General features: G+C 65.6%; 9 protein-coding genes. 4 read left to right on the top strand and 5 right to left on the bottom strand.

All coding sequences use genetic code 11. From position 1 onward, the window contains the following. Positions 1-198: 198 nt before the first annotated feature. Positions 199-1,560, top strand: a complete 1,362-nt coding sequence (locus tag R5H30_RS12665; protein WP_318328762.1) for a mechanosensitive ion channel family protein — start codon at positions 199-201, stop codon at positions 1,558-1,560. Between the two features lie 37 nt (positions 1,561-1,597). Here the strand turns inward: R5H30_RS12665 and R5H30_RS12660 are convergent, their stop codons facing one another. Genes R5H30_RS12660 through R5H30_RS12650 form a run of 3 tightly spaced genes read right to left on the bottom strand, consistent with a single transcriptional unit; the run spans position 1,598 to position 3,960 of the window. Then, on the bottom strand, positions 1,598-2,335 hold the full coding sequence (locus R5H30_RS12660; protein ID WP_318328761.1) for an amino acid ABC transporter ATP-binding protein: 738 nt from the start codon (positions 2,333-2,335) through the stop codon (positions 1,598-1,600). Further along, entirely contained in the window at positions 2,322-3,131 is an 810-nt protein-coding gene (locus R5H30_RS12655) for an amino acid ABC transporter permease (protein ID WP_318328760.1), read from the bottom strand. The genes R5H30_RS12660 and R5H30_RS12655 overlap by 14 nt, the downstream gene beginning before the upstream one ends. Before the next feature lie 4 nt (positions 3,132-3,135). Further along, positions 3,136-3,960 (bottom strand): ABC transporter substrate-binding protein, encoded by an 825-nt coding sequence (locus R5H30_RS12650; RefSeq protein ID WP_318328758.1) that lies wholly within the window; start codon positions 3,958-3,960, stop codon positions 3,136-3,138. A gap of 444 nt (positions 3,961-4,404) precedes the next feature. On the opposite strand from R5H30_RS12650, the gene R5H30_RS12645 reads away from it, so the two are divergent. Together R5H30_RS12645 and R5H30_RS12640 are read left to right on the top strand one after the other, a co-directional pair. Then, entirely contained in the window at positions 4,405-5,577 is a 1,173-nt protein-coding gene (locus tag R5H30_RS12645) for an acyl-CoA dehydrogenase family protein (RefSeq protein WP_318328757.1), read from the top strand. A 96-nt stretch (positions 5,578-5,673) separates the two neighbouring features. Continuing rightward, the gene (locus tag R5H30_RS12640) at positions 5,674-7,782 is read left to right on the top strand and encodes a methyl-accepting chemotaxis protein (protein WP_318328756.1); all 2,109 of its coding nucleotides are present in this window, start codon (positions 5,674-5,676) and stop codon (positions 7,780-7,782) included. A 58-nt stretch (positions 7,783-7,840) separates the two neighbouring features. Here R5H30_RS12640 and R5H30_RS12635 read toward each other — a convergent pair whose 3' ends face one another. Together R5H30_RS12635 and R5H30_RS12630 are read right to left on the bottom strand one after the other, a co-directional pair. Continuing rightward, positions 7,841-9,154, bottom strand: a complete 1,314-nt coding sequence (locus R5H30_RS12635; protein WP_318328755.1) for a GH1 family beta-glucosidase — start codon at positions 9,152-9,154, stop codon at positions 7,841-7,843. 25 nt (positions 9,155-9,179) lie between these two features. Beyond that, a complete protein-coding gene (locus R5H30_RS12630; RefSeq protein WP_318328753.1) occupies positions 9,180-10,205 on the bottom strand; it encodes a substrate-binding domain-containing protein in 1,026 nt (341 codons plus the stop codon). Positions 10,206-10,445: 240 nt separating this feature from the next. Between R5H30_RS12630 and R5H30_RS12625 the strand changes: the two genes are divergently transcribed. Continuing rightward, complete coding sequence (locus R5H30_RS12625) at positions 10,446-11,786, top strand: ABC transporter substrate-binding protein (protein WP_318328752.1); 1,341 nt, start codon at positions 10,446-10,448, stop codon at positions 11,784-11,786. Positions 11,787-11,842 lie beyond the last annotated feature (56 nt).

The following is an 11,842-nucleotide window of genomic DNA, read 5'->3' as shown; positions in this document are numbered from 1 at the left end:
GTGAAGTCGTGGGCAAGTCAAGCCACGACCGCACAGGATTTCAGCCCTGTGCCGGAAATGATTGCAGGGTGGTCGAAGTGCGATGTGAAATCGCGCAGCCTGCCGGTGGCAAGCACCGCAGGTTTCGTGTTTTACTCCGCCGCGGGCTTGCCCGGCCGGTCCGGGCCAAAGCGACACAGCAACTTTCGGAGGACCCTCATGCCTGAACGTTTCAACTTCCTCAGGCCGGAGAGGCTGCTGCGCCTGCTTCTTCTGCTTGCGATGCTGGGCCTTGTTCCGGTCCTTGCCACGGCACAGTCGGACGACAGCGGAGACGGAGCGGCGAGCACCGAGGAAGCTGCCGCGGAAGAGCCCGCCGCGGAGGAGGGGCCCGACCTGCCGGCAAACGTGATCAACCCCGAGATCTCGCCCGAAGAACTCGAACTGCGGCTGATCCCGCTGACCGCGGCCGAACTCGAGGCGGCTGCCGACACCTGGCGCGGCATTGCCAGAGAGCAGACGCAGGCCGTGGTGGACGCGCAGATCGCCGGAACTACCGGAGACGAGCTGGCCGCCATGACCGAGGAGCGCCGGCGCCTCTTCGACAACTACACGATGGTGCTGACCGCTTGGGACAAGAAAGGCGGCAACGCCGACACCATCGCCGAGTACCGCGCCTACCGCACCGCGGTGGTCACGGAAGGGACACGCACCGCGAACATCGAAACCTTGCTGGCTGAACTGACCCGCTGGGCGACGTCTCCGGCAGGCGGGCTGGAATGGGCGAAGAACATCGGTATCGTTCTTGCAGCACTCTTCGTCTTGCTGTTCGTCGCACGGCTCGTGCGGCGCGGCGCCTCGCGCTGGATCGGGCGCGTGCCCAACCTGTCCAAGTTGTTGCAGGCCTTTCTCGTGACGATCATCTACTGGATCGTTCTGGCCATCGGGCTGATGGTGGTCCTGTCGATGCTGGGAATCGACATCTCCCCGGTCTTCGCGCTGATCGGCGGCGCCTCATTCATCATGGCCTTCGCTTTCCAGGATACGCTCGGCAATCTGGCGAGCGGACTGATGATCATGATCAACCGTCCTTTCGACGAAGGAGATTACGTCGACGTCGGCGGGGTTGGCGGTACGGTGCGGTCGGTCAGCATCGTGGCGACCACCATCGTCACGCCCGACAACCAGGTGATCGTGATCCCCAACAAGAACGTCTGGGGCGACACGATCACCAACGTCACCGCCAGCGCGACGCGCCGCGTCGATCTGGTGTTCGGGATCGGCTACGACGATTCAATCCCCGACGCGCTGCGCGTGATCGAGGAGACCGTGAAAGCGCACCCGCTGGTGCTCGAAGAGCCGGCACCGGCGATCCGGGTGCACGAATTGGCGGATAGCTCGGTCAACTTCATCTGCCGGCCCTGGGTGCAGACCGGAGACTACTGGACTGTCTACTGGGACCTGATGCAGCAGATGAAGCAGAATTTCGACGCCGCCGGCATCTCGATCCCCTATCCGCAGCAGGACGTGCATATGCATACGATCGCGGACGCACAGGAAGGCGCCGCCAAAACCGCCTGACCCGAGCCGCCCCGCGGCGGCGCCGGCGCGGGGCGGCTTACTTCAGGACGCTGCGCAGGAAGGCGCGGGTCCGTTCGCCCTTGGGGTTCCGGAAGATCTGTTCCGGCGGGCCGGATTCTGCCACGCGCCCACCGTCCATGAAGATCACCCGATCCGCGAGTTCGCGGGCGAACCCCATCTCGTGGGTCGCCAAGACCATTGTCATGCCGTCGGCGTGCAGTTTCCGCAGCACGTCGAGCACCTCGCCCACCAGTTCGGGATCGAGCGCCGAGGTGATCTCGTCAAAAAGCATGATCTCGGGGCGCATCGCCAGAGCGCGGATGATCGCCACGCGCTGCTGTTGCCCGCCGGAAAGCTGGTCGGGATACTTGGCGAGATGCGCGCCAAGGCCGAAACGCTCGAACAGTTCTTTCACACGGGTCTGCAGCGGAGCGTCCGCCTCGCGCAGCACGCGGCGCGGGGCCAGCATGACGTTCTCGAGCGCGGTCATGTGCGGGAAGAGGTTGTAGGACTGGAACACGATGCCGATGCGGCGTCGGACCGGCGCAAGATCGAATCCGGGTTCGGCGATATCCACGCCGTCGAGCAGGATGCGCCCGTCGTCGATCGGGTCGAGCCCGTTCATACAGCGCAGCAGCGTCGACTTGCCCGAGCCGGAGGCGCCGATCAGGCAGATCATCTCGCCCGCCGCGAGGTCGATGTCTATGCCGTCGAGAACCGTGTTCTCGCCGTAGGACTTGACCACGCCTTCGAGCTTCAGCCTAGCTGCGGGCATTCTGCGCCCGGTTCATCAGGTAGTCGGCGTAACGCGTCGCAGGGACGGTCACGAGCAGGAAGATCACCGCGGCGGCGACGTAGGGCGTGAAATTGGCCAGCAGGCTCTTGTAGATGCCGGCCTGGCGCAGGATCTCGACGGGACCGATGAAGCTGAGCAGGGCCACGTCCTTCTGCAGGGCGACGAGCATGTTCATGTTGGCCGGGACCACGCGCCGGATCGCCTGCGGCAGGATCACGTAGCGCATGGCGTCGCGTTCGCTGAGCCCGAGGCAGATCGCGGCGGCGCGCTGGCTGGAATGGATGCTCTCGATCCCGCCGCGCAGGATCTCGGCGACATAGGCGCTGTAGGTCAGTACCAGCGCCACGGTGCCCCAGATGTAGGGGCTGTTCCAGGGGCGCGGCAGGCCGAGGCCGGGAATGCCGAAGCCCACGAGGTAGATCACCAGCACCACCGGCACGCCCCGGAAGAGATCGACGTATACGGCGCCGAAGACCCGCAGCGGAAACAGCGCCGGGCTGCGCGCGCCGCGGCAGAGCGCGATGGCCAGCGACAGGATGCAGATCAGCGGCACCGACCATGCGAAGATCGCGATATCGATCAGGAACGCCTTTGCCAGCCCCGGAAAGGTGCGCGCGAAGACCTCGCCGTTAAAGAACGACGCTTGGACGCGCTCCCAGCCCGGTGCCAGCGGCACCAGGGCCACGAGCGCGCCGAGCACGGCCAGCATGCTCGCGCCGGCGACAAGGGTCGCGCGCCGGCGTTCGCGGGCTTCGTATCGTTCACGCCGGTTCACGCGGTCACTGGATGAGCGGAACGCCCGTGGCTTCCTGCAACCAGGTCTGCTCGATGGACTTCAGCGTGCCGTCGGCCTCCATCTCGGCCAGGGCGGCGTCGACACAGTCCTTGAGAGCATTGCCCTCTTCCATCAGCATGCCGAAGCGGTCCGGGTTCTCGGATTGCTCGGGCGCGAACTGGCCGAGGACCGCACCGTCCTCGAGCATCACGGCCGCAACGTAGAGCGCCGTCGGCAGATCGAAGAGTGCGGCGTCGATCTGGTTGGCCTTCATCGCCTCGACGACGTTGGCGTTGTCGTCGTAGATCAGCGGATCCGAGGCCGGCGCGATCATCTCCATGACGACCGGCAGGGCGGTCGTCGAGGCGACGATGCCCCACTTGAGATCCTTGAGCGCAGACAGATCGGCACCGAGCCCGGCGTCGACGGCGGCTTGCGGAACCACCACGGCCATCGGCGCGGTATAGTAGGGGGTGGAGAAATCCACGACCTTGTCCCGATCCTCGGTGATCGAATACTGCTGAAGATTGATGTCGAAGCTCTTCTCGCCCGGCTGAATCGCCTCGTCGAAGGAGGTGCGGACCCAGGTCACGGCGTCAGGGGAAAACCCCATCCTGTCCGCAAGCGCGTAGGCCATCGCGGCTTCGAAGCCTTCGCCTTTCTCGGGCACATCATCGATGACCCAGGGGTAATAGGCCGGGTTTCCAGTCGCGACGGTCAGCGTACCTTCGTCAAGCGTCTTTCCGGCGGCGCAATCGTTCTGCGCCAATGCCGGGACTGCAGCAACGGTCAGAGCCGCGACGGCGGCGGAAAAGCGGGGCAGTGACATGACGGTTTCTCCCTCTCTGGCTGCGGCTAGCAATAAGGAGTTTGGCGGGCAAGTCCAGAGGCGCAGGTCTGCCTGGCGGCCAGATTGATTGCATGGGTGTTTGTGACGGAGCGAGGGGGCTGTCTGCCCCCTCGCGCTCCTCCGAGAATATTTGAAAACCGAAGTTGGGCTGGACCATGCATGGGGCAGGCTGGTGCTTTTTTTTGTCCCAATACGCTGTGAAGAGACGGCGAGCGCGAAGATCGCCTGCGACGGGCTGGATTCAGGGTCGCCCTGCGGCAGCCAAGCAAATTTACGCGAAGGCCCCGGCTGCGCTTTCAGGTGGCCGCCCGAACGTCCCGGCGCGGGGCCGACGCGAACCGGTCAGGCATCTGGACCGCTCTGGTCTTCGCAGCCCGGTTCGGTCCATGCTGCACCGCAACGACACTGGACCGGAGATCCTGAATGACGACTGACATAGAGGCCGCGGAGGAGCTTGCGCTGCGGGTCGAGGAGTTCGTCCGCGAGACGGTGGTTCCCTTCGAGGCCGATCCGCGTCGCACGGCGCACGGGCCACAGGATGCCTTGGTGCAGGAATTGCGCGGCCTCGCGAAAGCGGCCGGCGTTCTGACGCCGCACATCCACCCGGACGGAAGCCATTTCAGCCAGGTCGGCACGGCGCGGTTGCTGATCGCGTCCGGCCTGTCTCCGCTGGGACCGCTGGCCTGCAACACTGCCGCACCCGACGAAGGCAACATGTTCCTGCTCGGGCGGATGGCCACGCCTGCGCAGAAGCAGCGCTTTCTCGAGCCGCTGGTGTCGGGCAGGGCGCGTTCTGCCTTTTTCATGACCGAACCGGCGGCCCAGGGCGGTGCCGGATCGGACCCGTCGATGCTGTCGACATGTGCGCGGCGGGACGGCAACCACTGGGTCATCGACGGGCGCAAGGCCTTCATCACCGGGGCCGACGGTGCCGGGACCGGGATCATCATGGCCCGCGCCGAAGAAGGTGCGACGCTGTTTCTGGTCGAGCTCCCCGACCCTGTCGTTCGGATCGAGCGGATTCTCGACACGATCGACAGCGCGATGCCGGGCGGGCACGCGGTCGTCGCTATCGAAGGGCTACGTCTCGACGCGGACCAGATCCTCGGCCAACCGGGCGACGGGTTCCGTCTTGCGCAGGTGCGGCTTGCGCCCGCGCGGCTCTCGCATTGCATGCGCTGGACCGGTCTCGGACTGCGCGCTCAGGAGATCGCCACCGCCTATGCCTGCCGACGCGAAGCTTTCGCTAAGACGCTGGTCGATCACGAGGGGGTCGGTTTCATGTTGGCCGAGAATCAGATCGACCTGCGGCAGTGTCGCCTGATGATCGACTGGTGCGCACAAGCGCTCGACCGGGGCGAGACGGCGAACGTCGAAAGCAGCATGGCCAAGGTCGCGGTATCGGAGGCGCTGTTTCGCGTCGCGGACCGCTGTGTCCAGATCATGGGCGGCACCGGTGTGACCGGCGACACCATCGTCGAACAGTTCTTCCGCGAAATCCGCGCCTTCCGGATCTACGACGGGCCGACCGAGGTGCACAAATGGTCTCTTGCGCGCAAGATAAAGCGCGACTTCGCCAAGACATCCGGCAGCTGATGAAAGGAGCAGGCGGTCGGGGTCCGCGGGCACTCGGGCGGAAATGAATTGGAAAGATTTCTCGGGGAGTATCCCGGAAACTTTCTGAGGTCCGCCATGTCCACGACGTCCAAGCATCCCCCGTACTCCGCCCTTGCCGCAGCCGCCGCCCTCTTGGCTGCGCTGCTGACTGGACTGTCGATCGCCGGGCTGTTGCCCGCCGCGGCCGCGCCCTTCGCGCATGGCGCGGCCGGTGCTTTGCTGGCCGGCGCAGGGCTTATGGCACGGCGCGGGACGCGCCTGCGCCGGCTCACGGCGATGGAGACACAGGTGCGCGCCGAATACATTCGCGAAACCGGCGGCTGGGTTCCGGTCGACCTGATCGCTGACGAAGCGGCCGAGGACGCGGCGCCGGATGAAGAGGCGGTGCTGCGCGACCTCAAGGCCTCCGCGCTGTCGGACACCTCGGCGGCGATGATGCTGGCGGACAAGGAATTCCGCATCACCTATGCCAACGCCTCGACCCTGCAGCTGCTCAAGGAGAACGAGGAGGACATTCGCAAGGTCGTTCCCAAATTTGATACCGACAACATCATCGGGCAGCGCATGGATATCTTCCATTCCGGGGGCAACAAGGCGCGGGTCCACCTCAGCAATCCGGCGAACCTGCCGTTCAAGTCCGACATCAAGGTCGGGCCGCTGTGGTTCTCGCTGATCATCGCATCGGCGCGCGATGCACAAGGCAAGCACAACGGCTTTGTCGTCGAATGGGCCGAGGTGACGGAGCTGCGGCGCAACCGGGTGATCCGCGAGGCGCTGGAAGACGGGCAGATCCTGTGCGAGATCGCGCCCGACGGCAGCTTCGTGCAGGCCAATGACAATTTCTTCTCCGTCACCGGACATTCCCGCGATCGGCTGTGCGATGTGACGTACGATACCTTCGTCTCCCGGACCAACGAGGGCGAGCGTACCGACTGGCAGAACATCTGCCGCGGCGACAGCTCGATCGGGCGGATCGTGGTCAAGGCCGCCTCGGGAGAGCCACGCTACCTCGACGGCGGCTTCACCGCCGTGCGTGACCAGTCCGGCACGGTCATGTCGGTGCTGCTGATCGCGAAGGACATGACGGCGGCCGCCGAACTGCGCATGCGTACGGAGGCCGAGCGTGCCGAGGCCCAGGCCGAGGTCCAGACCGTGGTGGACAGCCTCGGCGAGGCTCTGCGGGCCCTTTCGGCAGGCGACCTGACCGCAGACCTCGGGGTGCCCTTCGCCGAAGCCTACGAGCCGATCCGCGTCAGCTTCAATGCCGCGGTCACCGATCTCAGCAGCGCGATCGAGGCGGTGGTCGGAACCATCGGCCTGCTGCGCGAGAACGCGGGCTCGATTTCCGAAAGCGCACTTTCGCTGTCGCGGACGACCGAGCAACAGGCGGCCTCGCTCGAAGAGACCGCCGCGGCGCTCGACGAGATGACCGCGTCGGTCAAGTCGGCCTCGTCCAGCGCCGAGGATGCCAAGGCGCACGTGGAACGGACCCGCAAGTCCGCCATCGCCAGCGGCGAGGTCGTCAACGACGCGATCCAGGCCATGAAATCGATCGAGGAGTCGGCCGAGAAGATCGCCAAGATCACCGAGGTGATCGACAGCATCTCCTTCCAGACCAACCTGCTGGCGCTTAACGCCGGGGTCGAGGCCGCGCGCGCGGGCGATGCCGGCCGCGGCTTCTCGGTCGTGGCGTCGGAAGTGCGCGCACTGGCCCAGCGCTCGGCCGAAAGCGCCACTGAAATCCGTCAGCTTATCAACGAAAGCTCCGAAAGCGTGGAGCGCGGCTCGGCACTGGTCACCAAGGCCGGCGAGGCACTCGAGAAGATCATCGAGGCGATGGCCGATGTCGACGCCAAGGTCGGGGACATGGCGCAATCGAGCGTCGAGCAATCGGTCGGCCTCAACGAGATCAACCAGGCGGTCAACCAGCTCGGATCGGCAAACCAGACCTTCGCGGCGGCTTTCGAGGAAACCACCGCCGCCACCCAGTCGATGACCCAGGACGTGGGCAGCCTCGACACAAGGGTGACGCATTTCCAGACCCGGGGCGATGCCGGGCAACGGATGGCCGCAACGGCCAGTCAACCCGCGGCAGCGCCGGCGCCGGCGCGGCGTCCCGCCGCCACGCAGGGCAACGCAGCTGTAAAGGAGGCTGACGCGCCGGACGGCTGGGAGGACTTCTGACCCGGCGCCCTGCGCGGTCGCACGTCCTACCGTCGCTACGCGATGTCTGCGGGCCTGATCAGCGCGCCAGCGCGTCTTTCAGCTGGTCGTAGGATGCTTTCGGCGTGCGGACGAGCGTCTCGAAATCGACATGCACGAGGCCGAACCGCTTCTCGTAGCCCAACGACCACTCGTAATTGTCGAGCAGGGACCAGAACGTGTAGCCCTTGAGCGGGACGCCCTCGTCCATTGCGCGCCGCGCCGCCGCGACATGCGCATCGAGATAGGCAATGCGTTCGGTATCGGGTGTTCCAGGCACGTCCGGATTGGCCATCCCGGATTCGGTGACCCAGATCGGAAGATCGCCGGTGTATTCCTCCGTCAGCCACTTAAGGATCCGGTAAAGCCCCTCGGGATAGACCTCCCATCCCATCTGCGTCTTGGGAAGCGGCCCCGGAATTTCCTCGTGCGCAGGCCAGGCTCCGTCTTTGGGCGCAATACGCTTGCAGGTGTAGTAGTTGATCCCGAACCAGTCGATGGGTTCGCGGATGAGCGGGAAATCATCTTCCCATCCCTTGGGCATGTGCGGCGCCAGACCTTCCATGACGTTTTCGGGATAGGCGCCCCGGAACAGGCCGCCGACGAAGAAGCGGTTGTAGTATCCGTCGTAAAGCGCCGCCGCTTCAACGGCGGTCTCGCTGTCATCGGCCGGATGGGCGTATTCGAAATTGCAGACCGCGCCGAGGTTCTTCATGCCCAGCGCCCGCATCGCCTGGATCGCGCGACCGTGGCCGGTCAGCACGTGATGCATGGCATGCGCCGTGGCGCGGATGTCGCGCAGACCCGGCGCGTGTAGCCCCATGAAATGCGACAGCCAGCCCACGCACCAGGGCTCGTTGATCGGCGCCGCACTGTAGACCCGGTCGCCGATGCGCTTCATGATCACGGTCGCGAAATCGGCGAACCAGTGCGCGATGTCGGGGTTGCGCCAGCCTCCGAGGTCCGCAAGCGGTGCCGGAAGCTCCCAGTGATAGAGCGTCGCCATCGGGTTCAGGCCTCGCGCCAGCATGCCGTCGACCAGCCGGTCGTAGAAATCGAGTCCTTCGGCATTGGGCGTGCCACGCCCCTCGGGCAGCACCCGCGCCCAGCTTGTCGAGAAGCGGTAGGCGTCGAGGCCGAGCGCCTGCATCAGGTCGAGGTCCTCTTCCCAGCGATGGTAGTGATCGCAGGCCACGGCGCCGTTCTCGGCCCGCACCACGTTGCCCGGCGTCGCCGCGAAGCTGTCCCAGTGCGTCGCACCGGCGCCGCCGAACCTGTGCCCCTCGATCTGGTAACTCGACGTCGCCGCCGCGAACTGGAACCCGGTCGGAAAGTCGGAACGGCTGAACTTCATCTGGTGGCCTTCGGGAATGAAACGATCAGCCCGGGGCCGGCCCTGTGGACTGTCCCTGGACGAACTCGGCTTCCCACAATTCGGTGACGGTTGTCGAGTCCGGCCGCGCGATCCGGTCGATCAGCAATTCCGCGCACCGCCGCCCGGCCGCGCGGATCGACGAGCGCATGGCGGTAAAGATCGGCGCCTCCAAACCGTTGGGCAGGTAGGAGATCCGGTCGTCGAAGCAGATGATCGAGACATCGCGGCCCATGACCAGCCCGCGCTCCTCGATGGCGCGCCGGATGCCGAGCGCCGGAACCACCGAGGAGGCGAGAAAGGCGGTCGGCGGATCCGGCAGGTCGAGCAGTTCGCTCGCCGTGACATGACCGTAGGGCTCGCTCATCTCGTCGGTCCGCATCAGGATCGAGTCGGGCGCGATGGCGCTGTCGCGCAAGGCCTTGAGGTAACCGGCACGCCGCCGCAGCGCGAAGTCGAGCTGTTCCTGGCCGTTGACCAGCGCGATCCGCCGGTGACCCAGCCCGATCAGGTGCCGCGTCGCGCGCTCGAAGGCGCGCGCGTTGTTGACATCGAGCCAGCTGTAGTCCGAACGCACCCGCGACGAGCGACCATGCACGAGGAACGGAATCTCGAGTTGCGACAGCAGGGCGATCCGCGGATCGTCGCAAGTCGGGGAATGCACGAGAATGCCGTCGACCGCGCCCTTTTCGGCGACGCCGCGATAAGCACGCAGCTCGTCCTCGTCGCGCACCATCGAGATTACCATGTCATAGCCGTGCCGGGCATAGACCTCACCCGCGCCGGCGATGAAGTCGGCGAAGATCATGTTGACCATCTGGGGCTGGTTCGACGCCGGGATCACGTGCCCGATCGACATCGCGCGGCCGGTGGCGAGTCCGCGCGCCCGGTAGTTGGGCCTATAGTGGTAACGCGCGGCGGCGTCGAGCACGCGCTTGCGCGTCGTCTCGTTGACTTCCGGGTAGCCGTTCAGCGCACGGCTGACCGTAGTCTGGGACAGGTTTAGCTTTTCGGCAAGCTGGCGCAGGTTCATCGCGGCGGTTCATGGACGATCATAGGTTCTGATCCACCCTAGGGTCTGATCCGTACATGGTCAAAGCGCGCGTGCCGCCCGCAAGTCGCTGCAGCGCAGCGATTTTTCCGGGTGCGTCGCCGGTTGACAGGCTTCGGGCCATGCGCAAGGGTGACGGCATCCAAAGCGCTTTGGGCGCAACACGCCCGCGCGCGGTAGAGATGCAGAAAGTGCCGGAACGGCATGAAACGGGAGGATACCATGAGAACAGGATTTTTCGCCGGCGTGGCGTCCGCGGCCTTGCTGGCCGGGGTGGCGCACGCGCAGGATCTCGCTTTTCCGATCGGCGAGGGCGACTTCAACTGGGACAGCTATCAGGCCTTCGCCGACAGCCATGACCTGTCGGGCGAGACGCTGACGCTGACGGGCCCGTGGACCGGCCTCGACGCCGAGAACGTCGAGAAGGTTCTGGCCTATTTCGCCGAAGCAACCGGGGCGACGGTGAACTATTCGGGCTCGGACAGCTTCGAGCAGGACATCGTTATCTCGGCCCGGGCCGGATCCGCGCCCAACGTCGCGGTCTTCCCGCAACCGGGCCTTGCGGCGGATCTCGCAGGGCAGGGCCTGCTGACCGCGCTGCCGGAAGGCACAGCGGACTGGATCCGCGACAATTACGCCGCGGGGCAGTCGTGGGTCGATCTGGGCACCTACGCCGATGCGGACGGCAACGACCAGCTTTTCGGATTTTTCTACAAGGTCGACGTCAAGTCGCTGGTCTGGTACTCGCCGATCTCCTTCGACGAGGCTGGCTATGACGTGCCCGAGACGATGGAGGATCTGAAGGCGCTCACCGAGCAGATCGTCGAGGATGGCGGCACGCCGTGGTGCATCGGGCTTGGTTCGGGCGCGGCAACGGGATGGCCGGCGACCGACTGGGTCGAGGACATGATGCTGCGGACGCAAGCACCGGAGGTCTACGACCAGTGGGTCTCGAACGAGATTAAATTCGACGATCCCGCCGTGGTCGCGGCGATCGAGGAATTCGGCTGGTTCGCGCGCAATGACGACTATGTCGACGGCGGATCCTCGGCAGTCGCCAACACCGACTTCCGCGACAGCCCGGCCGGGCTCTTCTCGATCCCGCCCAAATGCTACATGCACCGTCAGGCGTCGTTCATCCCGACCTTCTTCCCGGAAGACTCGGAAAGCGATTTCTTCTACTTCCCGGCCTATGCCGAGAAGGATCTGGGCAAGCCGGTGCTGGGGGCCGGAACACTCTGGGCGATCACAAGCCCGTCGGACGGGGCCAACGCGCTGATCGAGTTCCTGCAGACCCCGATCGCGCATGAGACCTGGATGTCGCTGTCGGGCTTCCTGACGCCTTATTCGGAAGCAAACAGCGACCTTTACGCCAACGAGACCGCGAAGGCGCTGGGCGACGTTCTGCTGAACGCCACCACCTTCCGCTTCGACGCGTCCGACCTGATGCCAGGCGAGATCGGTGCCGGCGCGTTCTGGACCGGCATGGTGGACTACACCACCGGCGAGGACGCAGCGGACGTGGCCGCGGGCATTCAGGAGCGCTGGGACAGCATCCGATGACGCGGACGCCGCGCTGACACAACACCGTCTCCGGCGGCGCACCGCCGGAGCCTCGC

This window comes from Roseobacter sp. FCG-D35 (assembly GCF_033436665.1).
GTDB lineage: Bacteria > Pseudomonadota > Alphaproteobacteria > Rhodobacterales > Rhodobacteraceae > JAWQFO01.
The sequence above is the reverse complement of the archived record's forward strand: the minus strand, read 5'-3'. Positions and strand labels throughout refer to the sequence as shown.